Source organism: Candidatus Skiveiella danica (assembly GCF_022705245.1).
Taxonomy (GTDB): Bacteria; Pseudomonadota; Gammaproteobacteria; order Burkholderiales; family Burkholderiaceae_C; genus Skiveiella; species Skiveiella danica.
Window position 1 is genome coordinate 1 of the sequence record NZ_JAKJEW010000043.1, and the last position, 26087, is coordinate 26087.

Annotated in this window: 29 protein-coding genes; 11 read left to right on the forward strand and 18 right to left on the reverse strand. The window is 59.9% G+C overall.

What is annotated here, in order from left to right:
• Positions 1–2370 (reverse strand): molybdopterin-dependent oxidoreductase (locus tag ACMUOY_RS18080; RefSeq protein ID WP_413894137.1); only part of this gene is annotated, 2370 nt, incomplete at its 3' end.
• Between the two features lie 292 nt (positions 2371–2662).
• On the opposite strand from ACMUOY_RS18080, the gene ACMUOY_RS18085 reads away from it, so the two are divergent.
• Entirely contained in the window at positions 2663–3883 is a 1221-nt protein-coding gene (locus ACMUOY_RS18085; protein ID WP_413894138.1) for a GAF domain-containing sensor histidine kinase, read from the forward strand.
• Positions 3880–4578, forward strand: a complete 699-nt coding sequence (locus ACMUOY_RS18090; RefSeq protein ID WP_413894139.1) for a response regulator — start codon at positions 3880–3882, stop codon at positions 4576–4578. Before ACMUOY_RS18085 ends, ACMUOY_RS18090 begins: the two co-directional genes overlap by 4 nt.
• 21 nt (positions 4579–4599) lie before the next feature.
• On the opposite strand, the gene cobA is transcribed toward ACMUOY_RS18090, so the two are convergent.
• The 15 genes from cobA to dsrA all read right to left on the reverse strand — a co-directional run bounded on the left by cobA (position 4600) and on the right by dsrA (position 18303).
• Positions 4600–5388, reverse strand: a complete 789-nt coding sequence (cobA, locus tag ACMUOY_RS18095) for a uroporphyrinogen-III C-methyltransferase (RefSeq protein WP_413894140.1) — start codon at positions 5386–5388, stop codon at positions 4600–4602.
• Positions 5388–5765, reverse strand: a complete 378-nt coding sequence (locus tag ACMUOY_RS18100; protein WP_413894141.1) for an iron-sulfur cluster biosynthesis family protein — start codon at positions 5763–5765, stop codon at positions 5388–5390. Before ACMUOY_RS18100 ends, cobA begins: the two co-directional genes overlap by 1 nt.
• A 69-nt stretch (positions 5766–5834) precedes the next feature.
• On the reverse strand, positions 5835–7595 hold the full coding sequence (locus ACMUOY_RS18105) for a cobyrinate a,c-diamide synthase (protein WP_413894142.1): 1761 nt from the start codon (positions 7593–7595) through the stop codon (positions 5835–5837).
• Positions 7596–7607: 12 nt separating this feature from the next.
• Positions 7608–8825 (reverse strand): NrfD/PsrC family molybdoenzyme membrane anchor subunit, encoded by a 1218-nt coding sequence (nrfD, locus tag ACMUOY_RS18110; RefSeq protein WP_413894143.1) that lies wholly within the window; start codon positions 8823–8825, stop codon positions 7608–7610.
• 18 nt (positions 8826–8843) lie between these two features.
• Positions 8844–9623, reverse strand: coding sequence for a 4Fe-4S dicluster domain-containing protein (gene dsrO, locus ACMUOY_RS18115; protein ID WP_413894144.1), 780 nt, complete (start codon positions 9621–9623; stop codon positions 8844–8846).
• The gene (locus ACMUOY_RS18120) at positions 9620–9940 is read right to left on the reverse strand and encodes a hypothetical protein (protein ID WP_413894145.1); all 321 of its coding nucleotides are present in this window, start codon (positions 9938–9940) and stop codon (positions 9620–9622) included. Before ACMUOY_RS18120 ends, dsrO begins: the two co-directional genes overlap by 4 nt.
• Positions 9941–10127: 187 nt before the next feature.
• On the reverse strand, positions 10128–12086 hold the full coding sequence (locus tag ACMUOY_RS18125; protein WP_413894146.1) for an NAD(P)-binding protein: 1959 nt from the start codon (positions 12084–12086) through the stop codon (positions 10128–10130).
• Between the two features lie 42 nt (positions 12087–12128).
• A complete protein-coding gene (gene dsrK, locus ACMUOY_RS18130; protein ID WP_413894147.1) occupies positions 12129–13622 on the reverse strand; it encodes a sulfate reduction electron transfer complex DsrMKJOP subunit DsrK in 1494 nt (497 codons plus the stop codon).
• 15 nt (positions 13623–13637) lie between these two features.
• Positions 13638–14372 (reverse strand): respiratory nitrate reductase subunit gamma, encoded by a 735-nt coding sequence (locus ACMUOY_RS18135; RefSeq protein ID WP_413894148.1) that lies wholly within the window; start codon positions 14370–14372, stop codon positions 13638–13640.
• Positions 14373–14423: 51 nt separating this feature from the next.
• Complete coding sequence (locus tag ACMUOY_RS18140; RefSeq protein WP_413894149.1) at positions 14424–14756, reverse strand: TusE/DsrC/DsvC family sulfur relay protein; 333 nt, start codon at positions 14754–14756, stop codon at positions 14424–14426.
• A 42-nt stretch (positions 14757–14798) separates the two neighbouring features.
• Positions 14799–15098: a sulfurtransferase complex subunit TusB gene (gene tusB, locus ACMUOY_RS18145; protein ID WP_413894150.1), complete on the reverse strand. Its 300-nt coding sequence runs from the start codon at positions 15096–15098 to the stop codon at positions 14799–14801.
• A gap of 15 nt (positions 15099–15113) precedes the next feature.
• Complete coding sequence (gene tusC, locus ACMUOY_RS18150) at positions 15114–15506, reverse strand: sulfurtransferase complex subunit TusC (protein ID WP_413894151.1); 393 nt, start codon at positions 15504–15506, stop codon at positions 15114–15116.
• 23 nt (positions 15507–15529) lie between these two features.
• Positions 15530–15889 (reverse strand): sulfurtransferase complex subunit TusD, encoded by a 360-nt coding sequence (gene tusD / locus ACMUOY_RS18155; protein WP_413894152.1) that lies wholly within the window; start codon positions 15887–15889, stop codon positions 15530–15532.
• A gap of 23 nt (positions 15890–15912) precedes the next feature.
• Positions 15913–16983: a dissimilatory-type sulfite reductase subunit beta gene (gene dsrB, locus ACMUOY_RS18160; protein WP_290733035.1), complete on the reverse strand. Its 1071-nt coding sequence runs from the start codon at positions 16981–16983 to the stop codon at positions 15913–15915.
• Positions 16984–17022: 39 nt separating this feature from the next.
• On the reverse strand, positions 17023–18303 hold the full coding sequence (gene dsrA / locus ACMUOY_RS18165) for a dissimilatory-type sulfite reductase subunit alpha (protein WP_290733037.1): 1281 nt from the start codon (positions 18301–18303) through the stop codon (positions 17023–17025).
• 311 nt (positions 18304–18614) lie between these two features.
• Between dsrA and ACMUOY_RS18170 the strand changes: the two genes are divergently transcribed.
• The 9 genes from ACMUOY_RS18170 (at position 18615) to ACMUOY_RS18210 (ending at position 24074) form a co-directional block, all read left to right on the forward strand.
• Positions 18615–18854, forward strand: a complete 240-nt coding sequence (locus tag ACMUOY_RS18170) for a DUF6967 family protein (protein ID WP_290733039.1) — start codon at positions 18615–18617, stop codon at positions 18852–18854.
• Positions 18855–18862: 8 nt separating this feature from the next.
• Entirely contained in the window at positions 18863–19471 is a 609-nt protein-coding gene (cas6, locus tag ACMUOY_RS18175) for a type I-MYXAN CRISPR-associated protein Cas6/Cmx6 (protein ID WP_413894153.1), read from the forward strand.
• A 31-nt stretch (positions 19472–19502) separates the two neighbouring features.
• Positions 19503–19832 (forward strand): TusE/DsrC/DsvC family sulfur relay protein, encoded by a 330-nt coding sequence (locus ACMUOY_RS18180; protein ID WP_413894154.1) that lies wholly within the window; start codon positions 19503–19505, stop codon positions 19830–19832.
• Between the two features lie 35 nt (positions 19833–19867).
• Positions 19868–20485: a hypothetical protein gene (locus ACMUOY_RS18185; RefSeq protein WP_413894155.1), complete on the forward strand. Its 618-nt coding sequence runs from the start codon at positions 19868–19870 to the stop codon at positions 20483–20485.
• 13 nt (positions 20486–20498) lie between these two features.
• Positions 20499–21410, forward strand: coding sequence for a TauD/TfdA family dioxygenase (locus ACMUOY_RS18190; RefSeq protein ID WP_413894156.1), 912 nt, complete (start codon positions 20499–20501; stop codon positions 21408–21410).
• Between the two features lie 68 nt (positions 21411–21478).
• Positions 21479–22954 carry a 2Fe-2S iron-sulfur cluster-binding protein gene (locus ACMUOY_RS18195; protein WP_413894157.1) on the forward strand — a complete coding sequence of 492 codons (1476 nt, stop codon included), beginning with the start codon at positions 21479–21481 and terminating at the stop codon, positions 22952–22954.
• Positions 22955–22984: 30 nt separating this feature from the next.
• On the forward strand, positions 22985–23368 hold the full coding sequence (locus ACMUOY_RS18200) for a S24 family peptidase (protein ID WP_413894158.1): 384 nt from the start codon (positions 22985–22987) through the stop codon (positions 23366–23368).
• A 33-nt stretch (positions 23369–23401) separates the two neighbouring features.
• Positions 23402–23620, forward strand: a complete 219-nt coding sequence (locus tag ACMUOY_RS18205; RefSeq protein WP_413894159.1) for a hypothetical protein — start codon at positions 23402–23404, stop codon at positions 23618–23620.
• A gap of 10 nt (positions 23621–23630) precedes the next feature.
• The gene (locus tag ACMUOY_RS18210) at positions 23631–24074 is read left to right on the forward strand and encodes a hypothetical protein (protein WP_413894160.1); all 444 of its coding nucleotides are present in this window, start codon (positions 23631–23633) and stop codon (positions 24072–24074) included.
• Positions 24075–24125: 51 nt separating this feature from the next.
• Here ACMUOY_RS18210 and ACMUOY_RS18215 read toward each other — a convergent pair whose 3' ends face one another.
• Positions 24126–25229 carry a YeeE/YedE family protein gene (locus ACMUOY_RS18215; protein WP_413894161.1) on the reverse strand — a complete coding sequence of 368 codons (1104 nt, stop codon included), beginning with the start codon at positions 25227–25229 and terminating at the stop codon, positions 24126–24128.
• A gap of 25 nt (positions 25230–25254) precedes the next feature.
• On the reverse strand, positions 25255–26087 hold an 833-nt coding region (locus ACMUOY_RS18220), incomplete at its 5' end, for a hypothetical protein (protein WP_413894162.1).

Here is a 26087-nt window from a genome sequence, read left to right on the forward strand (position 1 = left end):
GGTGTCGGTGCCTTGCTCTTCCAGCGGGACGTAATGAAAAGGCAGGGGATCAAAATAGGTCTCCACCCGCTTGCGCAGGGTGTCCGGCGGCTGTTTTCCGGCACGCTTGCCTTGCGCCGCCAGCCGGAAACCCTGTAGGAATTCCGAGTAGATGTGGATCACGATCGGGTCTTTGTCGCGCCGGATACCCATTTTCTGGGCCCACTCCATGTAACCACGGTTCCAGTTGCGCATGTACTGGTATTCCACCGGCATCTCATGATGAAAGACGCAGTTGTTCTTTTCGTACATCTCCCATTGCCTGGGGTTGGGTTCCCCTCGCATCGATTTCTCGCCACCCTTGCCGCGCCAGCCGGCCAGAAAACCAATACCGGATCCCGGGGCGGTTTCGTAGTTGACGATGAAGTCGGTATAGCCCTTGAACTTGCGCGACCCATCCGGTTGCGTGAATGCGGGCAGCTTGAGGCGGCCAGCCAATTCGACCAGGACCTCCTGAAAGGGCTTGCATTCACCTTTCGGTGGCAGGACGGGAATCCGCACTGCGTCAACAGGGCCGTCGAATTCGGAAATCGGCCGATCCAGCATGGACATGCAGTCATGGCGTTCAAGATACGTCGTGTCCGGCAGGATCAGATCGGCGAATGCCGTCATCTCCGACTGGAAGGCATCGCAGACGACCAGGAAAGGAATCTTGTACTCACCAACCTGTTCGCCCTCAGTGTGTTTGTCATTGAGCATCTTGCGAACTTCCGAGGTGTTCATGGTGGAATTCCACGCCATGTTCGCCATGAATATCAGCAAGGTGTCAATGCGATAGGGATCACCGCGCCAAGCGTTGGTGATGACGTTGTGCATCAAGCCATGGGCGGACAGGGGATGCTCCCACGAAAATCCCTTGTCGATACGCACCGGCTGGCCCTGATCGTCCACAAACAAGTCATCCGGACTTTCGGGCCAACCCAGCGGTGCACCGTCCAGCGGTGTGTCCGGCTTGACGGCCTGGGGACCCTTGGGCGGACGGGCGTTCGGCGGTACGGCGCGTGGGTAGGGCGCCTTGTGCCGAAATCCGCCGGGTCGATCGATGGTGCCCAGCAGTGACATCAGGATCGCCAGTGAGCGAATGGTCTGGAAACCGTTCGAATGAGCGGCCAGCCCCCGCATCGCATGGAACGCCACCGGATTGCCTTTGACCGAAGCATGGCGCTGGCCCCAGCTATCTGTCCAGGCGATCGGCAACTCGATCTTCTGGTCACGGGCGGTGATGCCCATCTCGTGGGCCAGGCGGCGGATGGTGGCGGCCGGGATGCCGGTGATACCTTCGGCCCATTCCGGGGTGTAGGCCTTCACCCGCTCTTCGAGCAGTTGGAAGGCCGGTACCGCTGCGGTGCCATCGGGCAACTTGAAGTGACCCAGCAAGGCCGGATCGGCCCCTTCGGCGTGGTCGGAGACAGCCTGCTCGGTCAGGCGGTCCCACCAGTAGAAGTTTGCCGGGCGCAACGGATTCACAATGTCGCCGTCGGATTTGCGCAGCATCATGCCGAAATCATCGCTGGCCGCATCCTGGTTGACGAGTTGCCCCGCGTTGGTATATCGGGCAAGGAATTCCCGGTCGTACAACCCCAGCCTGATCAGTTCATGAATCAGAGAGAGCAGGAGGGCACCGTCGGTGCCTGGTTTGATTGGAATCCATTCATCGGCGATAGCCGAGTAGCCGGTCCGAACCGGATTGACGGACACAAAACGCCCGCCGCCGCGCTTGAACCGGGACAGTGCCGCCTTCATCGGATTGGAATGGTGATCTTCTGCGGTGCCGATCATCACAAACAGTTTGGCCCGGTCCAGATCCGGCCCCCCGAACTCCCAGAATGAGCCGCCAATCGTGTAGATCATGCCGGCGGCCATGTTGACCGAGCAAAATCCCCCATGTGCGGCATAGTTGGGAGTGCCAAACTGGCGGGCGAAAAGCCCGGTCAGCGCCTGCATCTGGTCGCGTCCGGTAAAAAGGGCGAACTTCTTCGGATCGGTCGAGCGGATTTTTCGCAGGCGATCCTCCAGCATCGAATAGGCGGCTTGCCATTCGATTTCTTCGAACTGCCCTTCTCCGCGATCGCTCCCCGCCTTGCGCAGCAGGGGTTTGGTCAGTCGTGCCGGCGAATACTGCTTCATGATGCCGGAGGAACCCTTCGCGCAGATCACACCTTGATTCAGGGGGTGATCCGGGTTTCCCTCTATGTAGCGCACTTCGCCGTTCCGCAAATGCACACGTATGCCGCACCGGCAGGCGCACATGTAGCAAGTGGTGTTGCGGATCTCGACTTTGGCGTCGCTCAGTGGCGCGGCGGTTGGATCATGGAGCGGTGTGGCAGACATGCAGGAGACGCTTTTATCGCTGACGGTTCAACAACAGAGTTGAAAAAAGCCGTTGACCGGTCAGTCAGGGCGGTTATTGCAAAGTGACCCTATTAGAGACAAGGGTACGTCGCTGCGTCTATAGCCGCCACGGGTAATCCGGGGTAACCCAAATGGGTAGCCTCTACAACTCAGCCACGACTCGTCTTTCCATGAGGTTTTTTTGGGGCATTTCTGGCGTTTTCAGACTTGCTGCGGGTTTTTCCGATAAATCAGCAAGGGCCAATGGATTAGCATCAGCGCAAATACTCCAATGATGAAGCAGACTGGTCCCCACGTTTACCCCACAAGTCCGACGGCACTCAATGAGGTCGGCAGTCTCGTTGCGGATCTTTCGCGGGACCTGACCGTTGGCGGCGACCTGCAAACCTTGCTTGAGCGATTTCTGATTTCCATCATTGCCATGGCGGGAGCCCAGGCCGGTGCCGTTCGAGTTCTGACCGACGATGGGCAGTCCATGCGGCTGGTGGGGCAGGTCGGCCTGCCACCGCCGGTGGTGCTTTCCGAGCAGCTGGTCGACCGTGACTGTGGCATGTGCGGCGTTGCCGTCAGCAATGATGTGCTGGGTTGGGTTGACGATGTGCGCTCTTGTGCCCGGAAGGGCTCGGACGCCTATTTCGGCCTTCAATGCCGTCGTGTCCTGGCCATTTCGCTTCCCCATGGCACGGATGTCTTGGGCGTCTACACGTTGTTTTTCGAGAGAGATTCGCAGCTTTCGCCCGCCACCGAGGGGATGTTGCGTCTGATTGGTCAACTGCTGGGACTGACGTTGCATAACGCGCGGATCGAGCGCGAACGCTTGCGTGTGACGGTGATGAGGGAGCGGCAGGACATGGTGAATGAAGTCCATGATGCCATCGCACAGACATTGGCCTATGTAAAGATGCGCCTGCCCCTTTTGAATGAAGCCATGCTGGCACACGACGACAAACGGGCGATGAAGTATTTTTCCGACGTCAAGAGCGCAGTAGGCGAAGTCCATGACAACTTGCGAGAAGTCATGACGTATTTTCGAACGCGAATGGATCCATTGGGCTTGCTGCACGCGCTTCAGGGCATGGCGAAGACCTTCTCAGATCGAAATGGCGTCGCTCTGGAGATCCGGAATTCGGCGCAGAATCTGAACCTGACGGATGAGCAGGAGGTCCAGGTGTTTCACATTGTTCAGGAAGCATTGGCAAATATCGCGAAGCACTCGATGGCAAGGCATGCCGTTGTGGCAATCGAAAAGTCGCCCCAGCGGCTTGAGTTCCTGATCGAGGACGATGGGTTGGGCATGACGGAGCCATTCGTTTCGACGATTGTCACCACGGCCTCTGCGTTGGAACCTTCAAGACACCTCGGCCTGGAGATCATGCGGGGCCGCGCCCAACGGCTTGGCGGCAGCATCGAGATGGAGAGAAACGAAGGGGGGGGCACCCGGGTGCGACTGGTGGTTCCGGTGAGATCCTTTCCTCCGGAGGCTCACGCATGACGGAACGCACGCGTGTGATGCTGGTTGATGACCATGCGCTATGTCGAAGTGGTCTGACCGAATTGCTGGAACACCGCGGGGACATGACCGTCGTGATGGCCACCGGAGATCCGGCGCAGGTCGTTCCGATGCTGCGGGAGCACCAACCCGACCTGATGGTTCTGGACTTGCGCCTGGCGGCGACGGACGGATTGAGCGTGCTGCGCATGATCCGTTCGGAAGGCTGCGAGACCCCAGTTGTCATTTTGACCATGAGTGACAGTGAGGATGACCTGGCAGCTGCGTTGCGCGCTGGTGTTCGCGGCTATCTTCTCAAGGACATGGAGCCCGAGGAGGTGATTGAAGCGATCGGCCGGGCGGCCCGTGGTGAGATGGTTGTGGCATCGGCCATGACCCTGAAGCTGGCGCAGATCCTTCAGTCCGGACCCAAAGTGTCGGTCATGGGGGACCTTGTGGCGTCACTTACCGAACGGGAGCGCGAGGTACTGGACCATGTAGCGCGAGGGCAGAGCAACAAGGTCATTGCGCAGGCGCTGGATATCAGTCACAACACGGTCAAGCTGCATGTGCGACACATCATGGACAAGCTCAACTTGCGCTCACGGGTCGAGGCGGCCGTCTTTGCCTACGAGTACCGGCATTCCCCCGACGGCACCAAGGCTGCCGATGCGTTGGCGCACAAAGTTCGAAGCTGATCCGTTCTTGCAGCGGACCGATCAGGTCGTCGTTTCATGGGTCACTGGCGTGAACCACGCCAGTGAATCATGCAGCTTGACGACCTCGCCGATGATCGTGAGGCACGGCGACTTCAGGCCTGCCTTCACAACCGTTTCAGGAATGTCGGCAAGTGTGCCGGTCACGACTCTCTGTGTGGAGATGCTGCCATCCTGCACCACGGCGACGGGGAGGGTAGGTGGAGCGCCATGCTGTATCAGCTGACGGCATATTTCCGGAAGTCCTCCCAGGCCCATGTAGATGACCACGGTCTGGCAGGGTCTGACCAGGCTGTGCCAGTCCAGATCGGCGGTGCCGTCCTTGAGGTGCCCTGTCACAAACAGGCAGCTCTGTGCGTAGTCGCGGTGTGTCAAGGGAATTCCGGCGTAGCTGGACACGCCGGATGCCGCCGTCACGCCGGGGACGACCTCAAAGGCGACACCTTGTGCGGCCAAGGCCTGCAATTCCTCGCCACCGCGTCCGAAGATAAACGGGTCGCCGCCTTTGAGGCGCACCACCTGCTTGCCTTCACTGGCCAGTTTGACCAGCAGTCCATTGATCTGTTCCTGCCGCATGGTGTGTTCGTTTCGGCGCTTGCCAGCGTAGATCCGTTCTGCCGACGGGGTGACGAAATCCAGAACAGCGCTGGAAACCAGATGGTCATAGACAATCACGTCGGCCTGCTGTAGCAGCCGTACGGCGCGCAACGTCAACAACTCAGGGTCACCTGGGCCGGCCCCGACCAGATAGACGCGCCCGGCAGACCCGGCCGCTGGTTTGATTTCGGCCATCAATGGGTGCGCCCCTTGCTGGCGCAACCGCCCGTGGCGCAGGCACCGCTGCCGCAGCCGCCGCTTGGCGCCGGCTCGACCTCGTCCTGGAAATCCCGGGCATTGATGAAGATGAAATTGAATTCGCCCGGGTTCAACTCGACGTAGTCCAGCACGGTGTCCGCCAGCAGCACTTGCGACTCGCCGGCAATCACGACCGCGACTCCCTTCAGGTCGAGCTTCATGTCCTCTTCGGTAGGGTCGTCGAAGCCCATGCCGTATTGCTTCGAGCCGTCCGGATCAATCTTTGCTGCGATACGCAGGGCCATCTCCTGGGCCCCGCTGCTCGCTGCCGCTTGCTGGATCTGTTGCGCTGCACTGGTGGTCAATGTAAACATACGATGCTCCTGAACTGTTGAGGGCAGTGAGGTCTCACCTTGAATCGGTGAGTCTTGCCGCGGAATTTTCTAATGTTCGCCCTTGGTCTTCAAGAGTCCTGCCAGGCGGTTGCCTTGCTTCTGGGGGCCACCGATGGGGAAAAGTTCATGAAGGTAGTGATTGTTGCCGTGCTTCGGCCCCCAGGCCTTGGCAAAGTGCCAGATCATCGCGCGTACTTGCGCCTGCACCCGGTGCTCATCGTAGTAAGCGCGAAGGAAACGGATGACCTGCCAATGCTCATCGGTCAGCACCAAGCCTTCCGCTTGCGCCTCTGCGCGTGCGAAGTCCTCGGACCAGTCGTCCAGGTTCTTCAGGTAGCCCTCGACGTCGGTGGCAATGAGCTGGCCATTGACTTCGACCGTCCGCATGTTGGCCACGGTCTGCCGTTTCGAAGAAGCAATTCTTGAACGGACAAAGGTCACAAACCGGGCCGCCCAGTCCGATCCCGCTCCGCTGCGCAGATGGGCATAGGAGGCGAGCACGTTGTTGTGAACGATGCCGTCGCGCTCACCATCCACACCATGACCCCGGACGACTCTATAGGCAAATTTCTGGTCCGGCGCGAGATTTTCAAGGCTGGAGTAGTGAAATTCGTGCCCGCGCAGCGGCTCCGAGTCAATGCCCGTACCGGGGGACCACGGCGCATCCGCCGTGGTTTGAAGTTCAACGTAGCCGCGGCCCACCGGCCGCTCGTGCATCACGACGTCCGCCGGCAGTGCGCCAGCCATCTGATAGACCTGTCCCTTCCACTGCAGGGTGCGGGCCAGGTACATCAAGCCGCCACACTCGGCATAGACAGGCAGGCCCGCATCGATGGCTGCACGGATGCCCTGACGCAGCGCCGCGTTGGCTTGCAGTTGCGCCATGAAAATTTCGGGGAAACCACCGCCGATGAACAAACCGTCCAATTCGGGCAGGCACGTGTCGTGCAAGGTGTTGAACGGGATGATCTCGGCACCCGCTGATTCCAGAGCGAGGAGATCGTCAGGGTAATAAAAACCAAACGCCGGATCGCGTGCCAGGCCGATGCGTACCCGTGACTGCATCGCGGGCTTGACGACCTTCGCCTCTGCCGGTGGCTCACTGCGCGCTGGCGCCAACAGGGGAGAAGTGTTTCCGGCGAGCTTCAACACCTGTGGCAAATCGACTTGCGCGGCGACCATCTCTCCCATGGCGCGCACGCGCTGCTCGGCATCGTCCAGTTCGTGGTTTGGCATCAGCCCCAGGTGGCGTTCCGCGATGGCGAGCCTGGGGTCATGACCGATCGCACCCAGCACCTTCACGTCGGTGTAGTGCTCGATCACGGCACGCAGCTTGGATTCGTGCCGCGCGCCACCCAGTTGGTTCAGGATAACCCCAGCAATGAGGATACCTGTATCGAATGCCTGGTAGCCCAGGATGAGCGGCGCGATGCCGCGCGTCATGCCGCGCGCGTCGAGCACTAGCACGACCGGCAGGCCCAGCAGCTTTGCCAAAGCGGCGTTGCTGTTGCTGCCGTCCAGTGCCAAACCGTCGTACAGGCCTTTGTTGCCTTCGACGATGCAGATGTCAGCTTGGGCGGCGTGATTCCGGAAGCAGTTGGTGATCTGCCCGGCCGTCATCAGGAACGGATCAAGGTTGAAGCAGTCGCGCCGGCTGGCCGCGCTCAGCCACATCGGGTCAATGTAGTCGGGTCCTTTCTTGAAGGGCTGCACGGCCCTCCCCCGGGCCGTAAGCGCAGCGCACAGGCCGACCGTGACGGTGGTCTTTCCCGAGGATTTGTGCGCAGCCGAAACCAGAAAACCCGACATCTCGGCCTGAACTCAGGCCGCAGCTGCGGCGCGTTGCGTAATGTGCTTGTCGGCGCCGTCCAGACGTCCCGGTAGGAAACCCAAGAATTTCATCGCCAGCATGACGATCAGGCCCGCAATGGCGATGCCGCTGAAGCCCAGCAGCCACTCCGGCAGGGTGGGCGTGTAGGTGTTCACAACACCGTCATAGAAACTGCTGCTCACCTGCCGGCCGGGGAAGATCACCAGTGGGAAGGCCTGGCCGCCGACGATGGTGACCCACATCTGGGCAAATCCGCCGCCTACAACCAGCGAGGTGGCCGCCACGATGCGGCCGCGCAACTCGCCAATGCGCGGGTGCATCAGCAGGATCATGGGAACGATGCCGCCGAGCACCACCTGACCCAGCCAGAACAGGGCGGTGTGCACGCCACCCTCGAGCAAGATGAAGCGCTCAAAATCATGGTGCTTGGTGAAATAAAGGTTGGTCAGGTGCAAGACCAGCACGAAATAAAGCCCCGCCGCCACGAAGATGACCTGCAGCCGTGCAAAACGCGCCAGGAGGCCGGCATCCAATTGGCGCTTGCTTCCGGTGAAGGCCAGCATGAGTACCAGCAGGAAGACAGCCAGGCCATAGCTGAGCGACAACGCGATGAACAGGGGGGCAAACAAAGCGGAATCAAACCCCTGCCGCGCGACCAGGAAGCCGAAAATCGAGCCCGTGCCGGTGGTAAGTGCCATGCGCCAGACAAAGGCGAAAAGACCCGCCATGGGTGTAAAACGTTGGGCGCTGCGCTCCATCATGGTCCACAGGTAAGCGATCACAAATCCCATGAATCCGGAGTACAGGAAGATGTTCAGGGCAAAGATCGACTTGAAATTGAAGTGCGTCATGGCCACGATCAGGCGGTCAGGCCGGCCCAAATCGAGCATCAGCACGGTCAGGCCGCCCAGCAGCAGCGCGATCGCCAGCAGTCCGGACAAAGGCGCCAGCGGCTTGTATTCGGTCTTGCCGAAAACAGAGGCCATCGAGGCCACGTTCAGCGCGCCCGAAGCCGCTACAACAAGAAACACGGCAAACACATGTGGCAAACCCCAGACGATCTGGTTGTTCATGCCTGTAACGATATGCCCGTTGTGCTCCATGGTCCAGACTGCCCCCATGCCGATCGCAGTGACCAGCGCCAGCACTCCCAGCAACAGGTAGTAGCCACGACTCGTGCCGTCCAGTTCACGCAGGGTAATTTTCATGGGTCATGCCTTCCTGCATCAAATGCCGCTGTAACGCACGCCGGTGTTCAGATTGAGGTCTTCCCGAATCTGGCGTGAGGGATAACTGGCAAGGCGTCTGGAAATTTCGCTGTTCGGGTCGTTCAGATCGCCGAAAAGAATTGCGCCGTGGCCGGCGTCCGAGCAAGCGCTCACGCAGGCGGGCATCTCGCCTTTATCCACCTTGTGGACGCAGAGCGTACAGCCTTCTACTGTACCCATGCCCCGGGGGACGTCGGCCTTCTGGTTGCTCAGCGGCTGATGGACGAACGAGCGTGCCTTGTACGGGCAGGCCATGACGCAGTACCGGCAGCCAATGCAGATGTGTTTGTCGACCAGCACGATGCCGTCGGCTCGCTTGAACGAGGCGCCCGTGGGGCAGACATCCACGCAGGGTGGCTCGGCGCAGTGCTGGCACATCATGGGAAGGGACTGGGTCTTTCCCGTGCGAACCTCCTTGATTTCTATCTTGCGAATCCACTGGGAGTCCGTCGCTCGGGTTTCCCCCGAAAGACCATTCTCCGTGTTGCAGGCGGTGACGCAGTCGGTGCAGCCACTGGCACATTTTCCACTGTCGATCAGCATGCCCCAGCGGACCTTGCTGCTGGCACCACGGCTTGGCGCGGTGTCCGCAGTTGCCGCCTGCGCGATCTCGATCAGGCGCACGCCGGGAGCGATCATGATGCCCGCAAGACCGGCTGCGGCGACACCGAGGAAACCGCGGCGTCCCGACGTCGACTTCGGCGGCTGGATGGAGGGGGACTTGCTGTCCTGCGTCATGGCTTGACCTGTTGGTGCAGCGCCAGCCCTTGCACCTGCGGCGCAGCGGCGGTTTGAGCAGGCTTTTCCTGGGGTGACGGGGGATGGGCGGCTGTTGGTGCTGGCTTGCTGGAATGGCACTCAAAGCAGTCAATCCTGACGGCAGCGAAGGCATGGCAACTCTGACAGAAGTTGGTGCTTGCCGCTGCCACGCTGCCGGTCGCCTGGCTGGCATGGCAACCGATGCAGGCCTTCAGGCTGTACTTTGCGCCTCGAATGCCGCCGTGCATGGTGTCGTCGCGCTGGTGCTTGAGCAAATCCATATGATTGCGTCGCATGAGGGCGGGATCTTGGACGCACTTGTCGCCACGGGCGCTCTCGATGATCGGCAGAGGCACTCGTCCCGCTGCGACCTGGGGCACCGCACCGCTGGCGCTGGCGGTAAGGGCGGTTGCCGACAGCAGGCCCAACGCGAAAACCCGGCAAACCGACCTGAAGGAAAAGCCAGCGAAAGGGCGCATGAAGTCAGTCCCCCAGCCCCATCTGGATGTAGCCAGTGGGGCACACGTCCGCGCAGATGTGACAACCGATGCACTTGCTGTAGTCGGTATCCACATAGCGTCCGATCGTCGACTTGGACTTCGGCACCTTGAACACAGCGACCTGCGGGCAATAGACCACACAGTTGTCGCACTCAAAGCACTGTCCGCAACTCATGCAGCGCTTGGCCTCGGCCACGGCCTGGGCTTCCAGCAAGGGTTGCAGCCGCTCCTCGAAGTTGTTCAGCGCCTGCTCGGAGGTCAGTGACACGATGCCTCGCCGGTTGCGCGGGACGAAGGGAAAATGGCCCAGGAACAGTTCCTTGTGCGAAATCACGTATCGGTCCGAGCGGTTGTCGAAGTTGTGAATCGCCGCTGTGCTCTTGTCGGTTCCGCGGATCGGCTCGTGCACTTCGCTGAAGGCCAGACCCTTCTCGATCATCTTGCGCTTCAGGTCGAAGGTGTGCACGTCGATCTTGGGGCGCTTCTCCAGCGCTTCGCTTTGCAGAAAACGGTCTATTCCGTCGGCGGCAATCGCGCCGTGCCCGATGGCGGTGGTCAGCAGGTGTGGCCGCACCACGTCGCCACCCACGAAGAATCCGGGTTGCCCCTGCACCTGATAATTCTTGTCGCTGTTGACGGCACCCTTGCCGTTGTTGAACTCGTCCAAGCCGGTGAAATCGACCGCCTGGCCAATGGCCGAGACAATCAGGTCGGCCGGGATGTCTTCTTCCGTGCCTTCGATGGTCTTGATGTCCAGGCGACCGCCGACGATCTTCGCTTCGCATCGGACGATCCGCAGGGCAATCGCGCGGCCGTCTTCGCCACGGATCACCGCGAGTGGTGCCATGCCGCCGCGAATGGTGATGCCTTCGGACAGAGCGTGTTCCACTTCGTGCCGGGTGGCCTGCATCTTGTCCACGTCAAAGATGGTGGTCAACGTGACTTCCGCACCCTGGCGGACTGAAGCCTCGGCAACATCGTGCGCCACATGACCGGTAATGGCGTGCTCCGGGCGATCGGACTCATGGATCTTGTCGATGTGACCCAGACGGCGGGCCACGGTCGCTACGTCAATGGACGTGTCGCCACCGCCAACCACTACGACGCGCTTGCCCACATGACGCAAGCGACCGTCGTTGAAAGCCTTCAGGAAGGACGTTGCGGTGACGCAATTGGGGGCCTCCGCACCTTCCACGGGCAGTGCCCGACCGGCTTGCGCGCCCAGCCCCAAGAAAACGGCATCATATTCAGCGCGGATCTGCATCATGCTGATGTCGGTTCCGATCCGGCAGTTCAGGCGGGTCTTGATGCCGAGGTCAAGAATGCGCTGGATCTCGGCATCAAGGATGTCGCGTGGCGTGCGAAAGCCCGGGATGCCGTATCGCATCATGCCGCCAAGCTCCGCGCGCTCGTCAAAAAGGGTCACGTCGTGGCCCCTGAGCGCGAGCTGGTAGGCAGTGGACAGGCCGGCCGGGCCGCCACCGATCACGGCGACCGTCTTGCCGGTTTGCACTGTCGGCTTTGGGAAAGCTAGCTGGTTCTTGATGGCGTAGTCACCGAGGAAGTGTTCGACCGAGTTGATGCCAACAAAATCTTCCACCTGGTTGCGGTTGCAGCCTGATTCGCATGGCGCTGGACAGACCCGGCCCATGACCGAGGGGAACGGGTTGGCTTCGGTCAGGCGTCGAAACGCGTACTCCTGCCAAGGCATACTGGTGGGGGGCTTCTCGATTCCGCGAACGATGTTGAGGTAGCCTCGAATGTCTTCTCCGGCCGGGCAGCTCCCCTGGCAGGGCGGCGTGCTTTGAATATAGGTCGGACACTTGTGCGAGTGCCCGGCATCAAAGATGTCCTTCTGGAATGAGCGCACCTTGTTGTCGCCGTCTTTGTAACGTCGAAAGTTGAGGGGCTTTGCGGTGACGCTTTCTATGGGGGTGGACATAACGGAGTCTCCTGATGTTTGAATACGCAGCGCTGGGATGGACTACTTGTCGCCCAGGCGGATGGCCTTGCTGACCAGCTGATGCACACCGCCGACCATGCCCATGTTGAAGCCGTAATACGGCAGCACTTTCGTGAACTGGGCCTTGCAGATGGCGCAAATGGTGGCCATGAAGTTGACGCCATGGTCGTCCACCACGTTCTTCAAGGCTTCCATCCGTGGCAAGGCGCCCTTGACGCGCAGCTCCATCAGGTCGTCGGTCAGCAGGCCGCCCCCACCGCCACAGCAAAAGGTGCCTTCATGGATAGTCTGCGGCGCCATGTCATGGAAATGGTTGGCGACCGAGGTGATGATCCTGCGGGGAATCACGAACTGCCCACCGGGCATGTTGCCCATTCGCGAGGCACGTGCCACGTTGCAGGAGTCATGGAATGTGATGATCCGGTCGTCGTTGGCTTCTTTGTCGAAGCTGAGGGCGCCACGCTGGATCAGGTCATCAGTCACTTCGCAGATGTGCTGCGGTACCGGGTAGCGTGGATCAAGGTAGTCAAACGGGCCGATCAGTGTGTTCCAGAAGCTGTAGGCCACACGCCAGGCATGGCCACATTCGCCGACGACGATACGTTTGACGCCCAGTTCCAACGCCGCTTCGCGCACCCGCATCGAGATATTGCGCATCTGCTCATAGTTGCCAATGAACATACCAAAATTGCCCGCCTCCGACGCATGCGAACTCAGTGTCCAGCTGATGCCGGCGGCGTGGAACACTTTGGCGTAGCCGATCAGGCTTTCGACGTGGGGCTCGGAGAAAAAGTCCGCCGACGGCGTAATGAGCAGTACCTCGGCGCCCTTGACGTTGAGCGGGAACTTGATGTCCAGGCCGGTGTCGTCCTTTGTGTCTTCTTCAAGGCCTTCGAGTGTGTTCTCCAGCGCCGGGCCGGGTATGCCCAGGTTGTTGCCGATACGGTGCACCTTGCCGATGATTTCGTTCGAGTACTTCTGCCCCATTCCGACGGAGGCCATGATTTCGCGCGCGGCCATGGTGACCTCGGCCGTGTCGATGCCGTAGGGGCAGAAGACCGAGCACCGGCGGCATTCGGAGCACTGGTTGAAATAGCTATACCACTCGTCCAGTACCTCGCGCGTCAGGTCAACCGCGCCCACCAGCCTGGGGAAATGCTTGCCGGCAAAGGTGAAGTAACGGCGGTAGACCTTGCGCATCAGATCCTGGCGTGCCACCGGCATGTTCTTCGGGTCGCCGGTGCCCAGGAAGTAGTGGCATTTGTCGGAGCAGGCGCCGCAGTGCACGCAAGCGTCCATGTAGACCTGGAGCGAACGGTATTTGCCCAGCAGCTCACCCATCTTGGCGATGGCCTTGTCCTGCCAGTCATCCACCAGTTCGCCGGGAAAGCCGAGTGCCGTCTGAATCGGCGCATTCGCCACGAAGGGCTTGAGGTGCGACATGGCACCGACCTGCACCAGGGGGATGACCGGATAGCTCTTGAGCTTGGGGGTGTCAAACGCGGCTGTGGCCATGATAGGTGCGGTTGCTCAGGGACGCTTGTCCAGCGCGGCGGCCCAAGCCGAGACATGACGAACCTCGCGGGCGTTGTCAGCCTGGTTGCGGGTCGGGCTGAAAAACAGACCTGGTGCGTGGAGCAATTTGCTGATGGGGAAAACGATCATCAATCCGGCAACGAGTGCCAGATGAATCAGAAGGACCGGATCGGCGGGCACCGGCTGCCAGTCAAAGCGCATCAGGCCGAGCACGAAAACCTTCACGGCCACGATGTCGGTGTGTGCGACGAAACGCATCGCCATGCCGGTTAGCCCGATCGCAATCAGCAGCGCCAGCATCAGGTGATCCGAAGGTGTGGAGATGTAGCGCACGCGGTCGACCAGCCAGCGTCTTGCCCACAAGCCACCGAGCGCCGCAACCAGTGCAAAACCGGCATAGGTGCCAAACGGCTGGATCAGAACGATGGGCATCCAGACCGGCTCCTGGAAATATCTCAGGTGGCGCAAAACCACCAGCAAAAGTGCGAAATGGAACGTCCAGCCAAACACCCAGGTCCATTTGCTGGACTTGAAGAGACTCTCAAAAAAAACCACTTCCCGTGCCATGCGCAAACTCACACCGCCGGTCGTTACCGGCGCCGGGGTCGTGGCAATCTTCAGCGGCGCCGGGGTTTTGGCGTAGCTCCGGATCTTCACTGCCAAGCCAATGACGAACACGCCGGTGGCAAAGTAGAACAACACCGTATAGAAGATCGTCAGCAGCGTCATGGACAGGGCCGGCAGTCTAGGAGCGCATCACGAATCGCGGGGGCGTCGGACTCAGATACAGCCGGTTGGCTTGGGCAGGCCGGCGATCTTGCAGGCCTGCTTGGCCGGCCCGTAGGGGAACAAGTCGTAGAGATATTTGCTGTTGCCTTTTTCCTCGCCGAACTGCTTGCCGATGGCCTTCGTCAACACCCTGACCGCGGGCGCGATCTGGTACTCGTTGTAGTATTCACGCAGGAAATTGATGACTTCCCAGTGGTTGTCGGTAAGCGGCACTTTTTCCTCTTCAGCAAGATGCTCGGCCGCCTCTTTGGTCCAATCGGCCAAGTTGAGGAGGTAGCCCTCTTCGTCTGTTTCGTAGGTCTTGCCGCTGATTTCAAAGCTCATGTTTTTCTCCAGATAAAAAAGTTGTAGCGGGGCGCGATGGCCTCACAGCCATGAATGCGAGGTGCTGTATTCCAGTGTCAGATCGACGAAGCCAGGATAGTCGACCAGCGTCACGCCGTCGATCAGCTTGCCGGTCACTCCGCGGGCGTCCATGTCAGGCTGGAGCGCATAGACCTTGAGGCTGGTGCAGGCTTGGCGAACACGGGCTTCAGCGGCGCTGCCAGCGGTGGCGGCGTAGATCCCGTCCTCGATCAGCAGCAATGCATGACCGGGCTGCGCCATGCGCAGACAGGTGTCCAGGGTCGTGGTCTGGAAGGGCGATTTATTGACGATGTGCAACATGGGAGTTCGTTTTCTTCAAAAGCTCAGGATCACATCCTGTTGCGCCATGAGTTGCCCCATTTGCTGGGCATCCAGGACTTCCACGGGAACCAGCAGGTCTTTTTCGGTCAGGCCACGCTGCTCCAGCGAAGCCTGGTCCACATACAGCTTTTCAACGTCATAGCCGTCCAGCGCGCGGTAGCTGGGCGAGAAGTTCTTGATGCCGATGCCTTTGGTCTGCTGTCCTTTGACCAACTCATAGACGCCGTCGTCGATGAACACGAGGCTCACGTCCTGGTCAAAGGTCGCGGTAATCAGCACAACCTCAAGGCTTTCCAGCGCATAAATCGTCCCGTAGGGCGCCTTGCGGTTCACAAACATGAACTTCTTCACTTTGGGACCGCCGGTTGCAGCTTGTTGTTCGCTCATTTCGGGTGTTTCCCTTTAGTCGGTTAGTCGCCAAACGTGATCAGGCGATCCGCCTTGATGCCGCTGTCCACCAATTGGCCCAGACCCGAGATGCGAAACCCCGGTGCCAGGACTTCTTCCTTGATGCCGCGGCGCAGGGCGGCCGCAACACAAACCACGAGGTCCACCTTGTGTTCGGCGGCGATGGCTGACCAGCGGTTGACCACATGGCGATCGTCCTGTGGCGGTTCGGTGAGCCGGGTCGCGTTGTTGACGCCATCGTGATAGAAAAAAACGCGTTGAATTTCATGGCCCTTGGCCAGTGCAGCGACCACAAACTGGTACGCGCTGTCTGATGCCTGATGCGTGTAAGGACCTTCACTCACAAGTAAACCGAATTTCATGGTGCAGTCAATTCTGGTATCAATCAAAACCGGATGTGCGTCGAGGCGTTCAGGCTGGAGCGTGAACCGCGCCAGTCGTCAATCAGGTACTTGGTGAAGGGCAGGTCGCACTTCTCGAAGAACTGTGGCCAGCCGATTCGCTCGATCCAGTCAGACACCCGCTCCCACGAACGTGCGTCCTCTTTGTAGGTGTAAAGGATCTTCTTGACCATGGCAGACACTTCCGGCCAGCGCGGCGGGTTGTTGGGCAGACCCGAGGCGACCATCTTCATGAACGTGGGCTTGCCGCGTGCATTGGAGTTCTTTCCGCCGACCCAGATCGCCAGTTTGCTGTGCTCCGGGTCATTGATCTGCATCGGAGGGCACGGTGGGTAGCAGGCGCCACAGCACATGCACTTGGTCTCGTCGATTTCCAGCGAAGGCTTGCCATTGACCATGGCCGGGCGGATGGCGGCCACAGGGCAGCGCGCCACCACTGTGGGGCGCTCGCACATGTTGGCCACAAGATCGTGGTTGATCTTGGGCGGCTTGGTGTGCTGGATGACGATGGCGATGTCAGCCTGGCCGCCGCAGTTGATCTCGCAGCAGGAGGTTGACAGGTGCACCCGGTTGGGCATTTCTTCCTTGATGAACTCGGCGTGCAGGTCGTCCATCAGGGCTTTGACGGCGCCTGATGCGTCGGTGCCCGGAATATCGCAATGCAGCCAACCCTGGGTGTGCGCGATGGAGGACACCGAGTTGCCGGTTCCGCCCACGGGAAAACCGTTGCTGGTGAGTGCCTCGATAAGCGGCGCCACTCGACCCGCATCCGACACCATGTATTCGATGTTGCTGCGAATTGTGAAGCGTACATGGCCGTCGGCGTAGGTGTCAGCGATGTCGCACAACTTGCGGATGGTGTACAGGTCCATCTGGCGCTGCGTGCCGGCACGAACTGTCCAGATTTCGTCACCGGTGTGCGAAACGTGATGCAGAACGCCTGGTCTGGGCCGGTCGTGGTATTTCCAGTTGCCATAGTTCTTCAGCATCAGCGGATGCAGGTACTGCTTGCTGTCTGGTACGCCGCTTTCAATGGGGGTGCGCATGGTTGCCATGTTTGTCTTCCTGTTTTCGTCGGAAACTTTGAACGAAATTCAAGCCGCTGCTTTACGGGCGTTGATTTTGGCCACTTCGTCGTCCCAGCCGTCAGTACGAACGTAGGGGTTCGTTCGCGGCGTGGAAACCATATTGGGATCAATTTCCAGACCGATGCCTTCGAGGAAGTTGATCAGGCCAATTCGCTCAATCATTTCGCCGGTCCGCTCATGCTCCAGTGCGTTCTCGGCAAAGAAGTCAATGGATTTCTGGGCAAGCTCGACCAGCGCCTCGTAGTCTTCATCGGTCTTCATGGGCATGAATGGCGTCACCACCGTGCCCATCAGGTCGCCAATCTTGAGGGTGCGCTTGCCACCCATCAGCACCGTCACGCCCTTGTCTGTGCCACTCGCCAGGGCACCGGTCATCACGTTGATGCAGTGCATGCATCGGACACAGTCGGCATTGTTAATCTCCAGCGACTGGGTGTCGTTGAGTGCCACGCTGCTGATCTTCGGTCCGGTGGAGACGTCCTTGGTCTCCTTGAGCATGATGGCCTTGGTCGGGCAGCGGCTCACCACGTCGTTCACCAGTTCGGTCATGCCATGCTTGACAAACCACTTGCGCGCCAGTTTTTCGTCGGTGCGGATGTTGTCACGCCAGGTTCCAATCACCGCCATGTCTGCGCGCTGGATCGAGTTCATACAGTCGTTCGGGCAGCCCGAGAACTTGAACTTGAACTTGTAGGGCAGTGCCGGACGGTGCATGTCGTCCAGGAAGGTATTGACGACCTGGCGGTGCGCCCGGGCTTCGTCGAAGCACGATTGCTCGCAACGCGCCGCGCCGACGCAGGACATGGAGGTGCGCACGGCCGGACCAGCGCCACCCAGGTCAAAGCCCAGTTCGTTGAGTTCGTCAAACGCACCCTGTACGTTGGCGGTGCTGGCGCCCTGAAACATGATGTCGCCGGATTGGCCGTGGAAGGCAATCAGCCCGGAGCCATGCTTTTCCCAGATGTCACACATCTTGCGCAGAACGTCGGTGTTGTAGTGCATGCCGGCAGGGGGCTGCACCCGAAGGGTGTGAAATTCCTTGGAGGCTGGAAACATCTCGGCCACCTCGGAGAAGCGCGGGATCACGCCGCCACCGTAGCCGAAGACCCCGACCGTGCCACCCTTCCAGTAGCCCTTGCGGGTCTTGTAGGAGTGCTCGAGCTGACCCATCAGGTCGGTCATGTAGTCGTTGTCCTTCGCCAGCCGCTTCAGGCCAGTGACAAAACTGGGCCACGGACCGCTCTCCAACTGGTCAAGCATCGGGGTATCGTGCTGTTTCTTGCTCATGAAGTGTCTCCTGTCAGAAGGCAACCCGGGGCGGGTCGATCGGTGAATGGGCTGGCTGACGCCCGCTTCTTCCGGCAGGTGTACTGTCAACACTGGAGCGAATATTACGGTTGGGCCGGTGAGCTGCGCTATCACCCTCGTTGAGTATCGAGTGCTACCCATTGGGGCTATATCACCCCACCCGACCCGGTTATAGACGGCGTACCCCGCGACTGCGCTAAATAGCGACTTGGAAAGCCGCGCTTGTCAGGCAGGCCGGGTTTTGCGACCCTGGCCCTGACGGTTGTGTGGCAATGAAGCAGGCAGACTGAATGACGACCATTACACCGATCGAAAAGATGACCAGCCCCTTGGGACGCCAGGTCATCGAACTGCAGCAACTCGACCATGCCGGCGGCGGCATGAGCCTGCTGCGTACGCGCATTCGGGAGGGCAGTCGCTTCACGGTGTTCGAGATTGACCCTCAGACCGCTCTCCAATGGGGCGAGGCCTTGGTGCGTTGGGCCCGAGCCCAGCCCACGACGGCAGTTCAAGCGGGGGATCCTGCATGACGGCGCGGATGGTTGTCGACAATTTGACCACCGACGCAGTGTTCCCCCTAGAAGGACAGGCCTTGCCGCGCGAGCATGCGCAGGCCTTGCAGCAGGCCTTGTGCGCGATCTTGCCTTGGCTGGATTCAGACCCCGTGGCTGGCATCCATCCCGTCAAGCTGGTGCCGGGCAGCGCTATGCCGGCCTTGCTATCAAGGCGGGCGCGCCTGTTGCTTCGCGTCGCGTCGCGGCGGATGGATGAACTGGTGGCGCTGGCCGGACTTGAACTCAAAGTAGCGGGGCAAACCCTGCGCCTGGGGGTGCCGCACCGGCACGACCTGCAGCCCCACAGCACTCTGTACGCCTACAGGGTGGCTGCGGACAGTGCCGATGAGGTCACGTTCATGGCCGCTGTGGCTGCCGAACTGGCACAAATGGCCATTGGGGGTGAGCGTGTCTGCGGCAAACACCAGGCCATGGTAGTCGATGGACGCTCGCTGGACACTTTCAGCCTGATGCTGCATGCGTTGCCTGCGGAGCAGTCCCTGCGCTTGCAGGAGCGCGGTTTGCGATCCCACCGTCTGATGGGATGCGGGATATTCGTGCCTCACAAGTCGGCTGCGGCGGTGGGCGCATAGTTTTTTTGACAACGGAAATGGAGAACGGGCGATGATGTACAACGTTAATGGCGTGGATCTTGAAGCTGATGAGCAGGGTTACCTGTTGGAGCCGGTTTTCGATGATGAGGCGGTGCGCGTCATCGCTGCAGCTGAGCAGATCACGCTGACCGATGCGCACTGGGAGGTCATCAACTACCTGCGTGATCAGTACCGTGAACACGGTCACACCCCGAATTTTCGCGCCATGCTCAAGGGAATGGCAGAGATCCGCCCTGAAGTGGACAGCAAGTACCTTTACGACCTGTTTCCAATCGGTCCTGCCAAGCAGGGGCCAAAGGTGGCCGCGCTGCCCCAGCCACTTGGCAAGGGCGGATATTAAATGCCTCGCACGCAGCGGCAAGGCGCTGGCCTGACATGGCCAAGTTGAGGATCAAGAGCGACTGGTTCCAGACTGGAACCGCCAAGACGCCTGCGCAGATGGCGAGCGCGATGGCCTTTATTGCCTGGCGGGTGGCGCAAAACACGCTGAAGCAAATGCGTTCTGCGGATTTCGACATTGAGGTGGGGCCCCAGTATTTTGCTTTCACGCGCGAGGTGCTGGTGTTCCTGACGCAGGTGCTCGACCGTATGGCCTACGAGCGCATGGAGCCTGAAGGCCGTGCCGAGTTCATCACGGCGCTGGTACGCCGGGTGGCCGAGGTGCTGCAGGAAAATGAAGACAGCCTGCTGGGTGTGCCGCCCGAGGGGGCACCCAGTCACTATGACGAGTTCATCGATCTTTTCAACGAGCTCGCCGAGCATTACGCAGATTTCGGATTCGGGCCGGATGGGCCAGATTTTGCCTTCACGCGCTACCTGGGGCACCGCATTGAAGCGCTCATGCCGGCAAAGGACCGTCGCTGGGTGGTCGATCAGATGATGGCCACCGAAGTGCCCGAAGCGGTGGACATCCTTCGGCGCGCCATGCAGGGCGTACTGTCCACCGAGCCGCGCGCGCCGCGCCGCGCTCGCGCGGGGATCTCTGGCGACTGATCTGGTCATCATGATGAGCACTCCGTTCGATCTGGACAATGACGCCGCTTACCGGCTCTGGCGTGATGCCAAGCGCGCCAGCCATCCGTTACAGGCGCAGGATCTGGTGGTGGACGTGGCCGACCCGCGCGCCCTGACCAATGCCGAGCGCCAGGCTTTGCTGCAACGCTGTGCCACGGCCAACATGGCCATCTACCGAAGTCCGCTGACAAATGAGGACAAGGGCATACCGCGCAAGCTGGCCGCGCAGCTGGGCCTGCACCAGCTCGATGCCAACTGGCTCGCCGATGAAGACGGCATCTCACCGATTGCGGTGGCGCCGTCGGGCGGTGATCGGCCAGCGTTCATCCCCTATACCAATCGAGGCATCAAGTGGCATACCGATGGGTACTACCATCCGGGCTCACGCCACATAAAGGCCATGGTCCTGCATTGCGTGCGGGCTGCCTCCGAAGGCGGCGGGACAGCGCTGATGGATCATGAGATGGCCTACATTGCCCTGCGTGAAGCCAATCCGAACTGGGTGAACGCATTGATGGCGCCTGATGCCATGACCATTCCCGCGCGGCTGGACGACGACGGAGTCGCACGCCCCGAGCAGACCGGGCCTGTATTTTCGGTCGATGCAGAAAGCGGCGCGCTGCACATGCGCTACACCGCCCGCACTCGCAGCATACAGTGGAAGGATGACCAGATTACGAGCGACGCTACAGGGTTTCTCTCGCGACTGCTCGACAGTGATGGGCCGCACGTGTTTCGCTTGCGTCTGGATTCCGGCATGGGGCTGGTGTGCAACAACGTGCTGCATGACCGTGCTGCCTTTGTTGACGATCCCCGGCATCCCCGACTGCTGTACCGGGCCCGCTATCTGGATCGGGTCGATGGGCCTGCACAAGTTCAGCCATGGGCCTCTCCATCGGGTTGATGGAGAAATAGGAAGATACCCCTCGATCCTCATGCATTGATAGCTACAAATAATATAGCAATACCACAATGTCCCATCTCGTGAGTGTATGGCGTGCCGCCCAGCTCGTGGGCGTCGCCCGAGGTGTCTTGCAGCAGCAGGTGCGTGAAGGCGCCCTGATGCTGAGTGACGGCATGGTTTCAACGGACGACCTGATGGGCCTGTACCCTGGTGTGGTTCTCGAGGAATCAGGTTTGCTGGAGCGGGTCGCGCAGATCCGTGATGAGGCTTTTGGCAAGCGGGTGCGGGAGCGCATGCTGCCCAGTCAGGAGGTATTGGCTCAGCGGCTTTTTTCCCAGAGCCAGGAGCTGGCGGATGTTCGAAAACATTTGCAGCGCTATCACGGCCTGGTTCTGGAACTGCAGCGGCGCATCAGGGAGTTCGGCGCGCAGGATCCGGATGACGCTGCCTGGCTGGAGATGGAGCGGCAGGTTACACAGGGGCTGGCGAAAGCACTTGCAACTGAATCAGTCGACTTCCTGGAGGTTCTTGACGATATGCTCAAAGTCATGACATCACACGTCACGGTGCGCCCCAGCGGGCATGAGTTCATGGTGGAAGGGCATACCAACCTGCTGCAGTCGGGCCTGCATGCAGGACTCAAACTGAACTACGGGTGCGGCAACGGCAGTTGCGGCATGTGCAAGGTGCGCGTCATTTCCGGCGACGTCGTGAAGACACAGCACTTTGACTACCCGCTCTCCGAAACGGAGAAGGCTCAGGGCTACACGCTGATGTGCTGTCACACGGCAGCCAGCAGCGATTTGACGCTGGAAATGCTCGAGGCGAGCGGGCCGCAGGACATTCCCGAGCAACTCATCCTGACTCAGGTGCGCGCCGTTTCTACACTGGCACCGGATACCCGCTTGTTGCACCTGCAAACACCGCGCACGCACAGGCTGCGTTTTCTGGCTGGGCAGTCTGTTCAGCTGGGCTGGACCCTGCCAGGCCAGGCCGACGTGCATGCGACTTACCCGGTGGCGAGCTGTCCATGCGACGATCGAAACCTGCTTTTTTTTATCGCACGTGATGGGTCCGACGCATTCGCGCGGCATCTGTTTGCCGGTGACATCAAGTCTGGCGCAGGCGTTAGCGTGCTGGGCCCCACGGGCGAGTTTGTCTTGGCTGATGGGCACCGCCCCCTTGTATTCGCCGCCTGTGACGGGGGGTTCGCACCGATCAAGAGCCTGATCGAGCATGCACTGTCGCTTGACGCAGCACCTTCGCTGACCTTGTTCTGGCTCGCCACGCACAGTGACGGACATTTCAGCAGCAACCAGTGTCGTGCCTGGTCTGAAGCCCTGGACCAGTTTGAATATGAACTGGTCTCGCATGCGGATGCAAATCTGGGTGCGTGGCAAATCGCCCAGGCCATGCGGGCCGATCTGTTTGACATTGACTGCGATTTTTATCTGTGTGGGCCGGGAGACTTTGTCAAAACCCTGCACGATGAACTTCGTGCAGCAGGGGTCGCGGCGGCACAGATTTTTTCCCAGTCGCTTTGAATCAGCGCCATCACTTCACTTCATATGCCAATGCCCAAAGACATGGAGGCGTTAGTTGGCGACACCTATGCCGACGCGTCATCTCCTGAAGCGCACACAGCTTTGCCAGACTGTGCCGGTGGTGAATCCTTCGCCTTGATGGTGTTGGGGCATAGCATGGCGCCGGAGTTCAATGAAGGCGAGATCATCGTCATCGAGCCTGACGGTCTGGCACAGGAGGGCTCATATGTTCTAGCGTGGAATCAGGAAGAGTGGTCCTTCAGGCAACTCCTGCGGTCTGGCGCGGAGTGGGTACTGCATCCACTGAACCCTGAGTTCGAAGACGTGCCGCTGGAGGATTTCTCGGGCGTGCGCGGGGTGATCATCCAGAAGGCGTTGCCTGGGCGCAGGCGGGCTTCCAAACGCTATATCTAAAGCCAGAACTGGACCGAATGGAGTTCAACCGTCATGCCTTACTACATCTACAGGATCAAGCCGTTCTCGCAGTTTGAAAAAGTCGCCGAGTTCGGGGCCTTCAAGGAGGCCTCGGCACAAGCCAAGGTGTTGCGCGCGGCTCAACCCACTGATATGACGGAAAAAATAAAGATCATGTTTGCCGAAGATGAGTTGCAAGCGGAAGATCTGTTGTGCCAAGTGCGCACCCCCGGTCCCAAGGGTGACGACTGAGAGTAAGGACGTGGACGAACTCGCCTTTCACGCACGTCGGCCGCAACTGAACCCGGTGCCTTGCGTGTTTGAGAAGGCCATCCTTTCACATTGCGCCCATTGCGAGCTTGCCAGTCGGCATGCACTGGCTGAGCGTGAACTCGTTGCTTGTTCCATTGAAGTGGCGCAAATCAATTGCACGATGCTTGCAAGGCTGTTTCGCGAACGTGCCACCTTTGCACTTCGGCTGCCACTTCTGGGTTTGCCTGTCGCCCATGCAAAAGCAATGCAGTTGCAGTGCGGGGGCCTTCACGGCCTGCAGGCGGTTCTGAATGAGCCCACCCCAGACGTTCATGTGATGGTGCGAAAGGCGTTGGCGAACGACGCAAGCCTGCTGGACTTACCCTGGGGGACAATCGTCTCACACGTCCTGGCCTGGAAAATCCGGCGCCGCGCGGCCAAGCCTCAAAGCTAGATCACTGCGTGTGCCGGCGCATGCATCCGGCGCATCGTGTGAGCGCTTTCTTTACCGTTGTTGCCACTTCATGGTGACCACCGCCCCGCTGATGATCCCTGCAAGCGCAATGAACGATCCCAGAGCCAGGGTGGAGATGCCTGAAAGGCCCTGGCCGATCGTGCAACCGATCGCAGTCACGCCGCCGAATCCCATAAGCACCGCGCCGACCAACTGGGTTCGCAAATCCTCCAGCGAGGCAAAGCCTTCCCAACGGAACTGTCGCGTGCTGACGGCATAGGCGAATGACCCGAGCACAACACCCGCCACCGTTGCGATACCGAATGTCACACGCAGGGTCTTGTCGGACCACAGCATCAGCAGTTCCAGACTGTATGCGGTGGGCGCCACAAAGCTCATCGATTCCAGTGTCCGGGTATTGGTGGCGAAGTACACCGTCTCGAGCGTATCTGGGTTTTCGCCGTGGCCTATATGTCCCGTGAGGTACCAGGCAGCTACGATGAGCAATCCGAGTGAGGCGCCGCCGGCGATTTGCGGCAGGTTCCCACGAAAGCGACGATCTTTCAGTGCAAAACCCATCAGCCCCAGTCCGACGACCAGACTGCAGGTCAGCAGCGCCGATTTTTCAGACAACCCCGTCAATTTGGAGACAATTTGTGGCACCCCTTGGCTCGACAAATTCCAGCGAGCCATATCGATTGCGATAGGGTCAAGATAACTGACTCGCCAATGCCCGAACAGCCCCTTGAGCGTCATGTAGGCGGAGATGGACAGAAAGACGAGCACGACGAGTGATCTCAGGCTACCGCCACCCAGGCGCACCAGGTTTTTATTGGTGCACCCGGCCGCAATGGTCATGCCGACTCCAAAAAGAAACCCACCGAGCAATAGCGATAACCACGGTAGGATGGGTCGTTGATAAACCGACTTTGACAAGTCGATCCACCCTACGTAATAAAGGAGGTTGGCACCCAACACGGCGATGGCAATCGTCAGCAGCCACATGCGCATACGACCCCAATGCTCCATGTTGACGATATCGGATATCGCGCCCATGGTGCAGAAATTGGTCTTGTTTGCAATAGCCCCAAACAGGAAGGCCAGCACAAATCCGCCCCAAACAACCAGTGCGGCGGGTGTGTTCAGTTCGCTCATCCTTGCCCCTCGACCAAGAAAGTTCCTAATTGCTGCGATCTGACCCGCCCGCCACGCGGATGAGGGTCGTTCGAATCGCTTCCGGCGCATTCATGATACCCATGAACTGACCCATACCCAGAGAGGGCCAGGCAAGCGCGATGCGGTAGCGGGCATACAGGGCGTACACCTTGTTGTTAACGACAAATATTTCGTAAGGCAGACCAGCCATGTGATCTGCCCCAATCTTGTTTACCCACCATCCTTCGCCGGTACTCGGGTCGTTCATGGCGACCCCAAATACCGCGATCTTCTGTTCCGGCATGATGACTTCGTACACGCGACTGGTATTTCCTGCGCCTGACGCAAGACCGGCCTGCACGGCCTTGATCGCCTCTTCAAAACTTCCGTGGCTGGCGAGTTCACTATTGGCGGCATCGAATCGCTCCATCCCTAACATGTAGCGATAGGTGGGCAGGTCTCCCTCGGGCACGTCGCCGCCAAATGCGCGACCTTCGCCCAAGGCCTTTTGAAGACGCAGTTGCACGGATTTCACTGCTGCCTGGGCGGTCTTGAACTGACCCCGAAGATACGCCCGATACCAATAGTCGGGATTCATGTACGACACCGTGCCATCTGCCTGCACCGCAACGCGGATACCCGAAGCAACAACGGCTGAGCCTCCAATGGCACGAAGGCTCTCGATCATTGCCTTGTCAGTGGCTACGAGCGCTGCGCGCCCTGGCAGCCCTTTAGGCGTGTGTCGACCGATGACTTTAAAGCCTTCTGCTTCGAGGTTCTTTTCGACCAGAGCAATCTGGGCGGACAAATCGGCGTCTGGAAGCTTGGTTCCTTGCAGATAGGGTGCGAGTGCCAAGC

Bases quoted from the DNA above. Each gene is read 5' to 3' on its own strand.
- ACMUOY_RS18085 (WP_413894138.1), top strand. From the start codon at position 2,663: ATGATGAAGCAGACTGGTCCCCACGTTTACCCCACAAGTCCGACGGCA.
- ACMUOY_RS18090 (WP_413894139.1), top strand. From the start codon at position 3,880: ATGACGGAACGCACGCGTGTGATGCTGGTTGATGACCATGCGCTATGT.
- cobA (WP_413894140.1), bottom strand. From the start codon at position 5,388: ATGGCCGAAATCAAACCAGCGGCCGGGTCTGCCGGGCGCGTCTATCTG.
- ACMUOY_RS18100 (WP_413894141.1), bottom strand. From the start codon at position 5,765: ATGTTTACATTGACCACCAGTGCAGCGCAACAGATCCAGCAAGCGGCA.
- ACMUOY_RS18105 (WP_413894142.1), bottom strand. From the start codon at position 7,595: ATGTCGGGTTTTCTGGTTTCGGCTGCGCACAAATCCTCGGGAAAGACC.
- nrfD (WP_413894143.1), bottom strand. From the start codon at position 8,825: ATGAAAATTACCCTGCGTGAACTGGACGGCACGAGTCGTGGCTACTAC.
- dsrO (WP_413894144.1), bottom strand. From the start codon at position 9,623: ATGACGCAGGACAGCAAGTCCCCCTCCATCCAGCCGCCGAAGTCGACG.
- ACMUOY_RS18120 (WP_413894145.1), bottom strand. From the start codon at position 9,940: ATGCGACGCAATCATATGGATTTGCTCAAGCACCAGCGCGACGACACC.
- ACMUOY_RS18125 (WP_413894146.1), bottom strand. From the start codon at position 12,086: ATGTCCACCCCCATAGAAAGCGTCACCGCAAAGCCCCTCAACTTTCGA.
- dsrK (WP_413894147.1), bottom strand. From the start codon at position 13,622: ATGGCCACAGCCGCGTTTGACACCCCCAAGCTCAAGAGCTATCCGGTC.
- ACMUOY_RS18135 (WP_413894148.1), bottom strand. From the start codon at position 14,372: ATGACGCTGCTGACGATCTTCTATACGGTGTTGTTCTACTTTGCCACC.
- ACMUOY_RS18140 (WP_413894149.1), bottom strand. From the start codon at position 14,756: ATGAGCTTTGAAATCAGCGGCAAGACCTACGAAACAGACGAAGAGGGC.
- tusB (WP_413894150.1), bottom strand. From the start codon at position 15,098: ATGTTGCACATCGTCAATAAATCGCCCTTCCAGACCACGACCCTGGAC.
- tusC (WP_413894151.1), bottom strand. From the start codon at position 15,506: ATGAGCGAACAACAAGCTGCAACCGGCGGTCCCAAAGTGAAGAAGTTC.
- tusD (WP_413894152.1), bottom strand. From the start codon at position 15,889: ATGAAATTCGGTTTACTTGTGAGTGAAGGTCCTTACACGCATCAGGCA.
- dsrB (WP_290733035.1), bottom strand. From the start codon at position 16,983: ATGGCAACCATGCGCACCCCCATTGAAAGCGGCGTACCAGACAGCAAG.
- dsrA (WP_290733037.1), bottom strand. From the start codon at position 18,303: ATGAGCAAGAAACAGCACGATACCCCGATGCTTGACCAGTTGGAGAGC.
- ACMUOY_RS18170 (WP_290733039.1), top strand. From the start codon at position 18,615: ATGACGACCATTACACCGATCGAAAAGATGACCAGCCCCTTGGGACGC.
- cas6 (WP_413894153.1), top strand. From the start codon at position 18,863: ATGGTTGTCGACAATTTGACCACCGACGCAGTGTTCCCCCTAGAAGGA.
- ACMUOY_RS18180 (WP_413894154.1), top strand. From the start codon at position 19,503: ATGATGTACAACGTTAATGGCGTGGATCTTGAAGCTGATGAGCAGGGT.
- ACMUOY_RS18185 (WP_413894155.1), top strand. From the start codon at position 19,868: ATGGCCAAGTTGAGGATCAAGAGCGACTGGTTCCAGACTGGAACCGCC.
- ACMUOY_RS18190 (WP_413894156.1), top strand. From the start codon at position 20,499: ATGAGCACTCCGTTCGATCTGGACAATGACGCCGCTTACCGGCTCTGG.
- ACMUOY_RS18195 (WP_413894157.1), top strand. From the start codon at position 21,479: ATGTCCCATCTCGTGAGTGTATGGCGTGCCGCCCAGCTCGTGGGCGTC.
- ACMUOY_RS18200 (WP_413894158.1), top strand. From the start codon at position 22,985: ATGCCCAAAGACATGGAGGCGTTAGTTGGCGACACCTATGCCGACGCG.
- ACMUOY_RS18205 (WP_413894159.1), top strand. From the start codon at position 23,402: ATGCCTTACTACATCTACAGGATCAAGCCGTTCTCGCAGTTTGAAAAA.
- ACMUOY_RS18215 (WP_413894161.1), bottom strand. From the start codon at position 25,229: ATGAGCGAACTGAACACACCCGCCGCACTGGTTGTTTGGGGCGGATTT.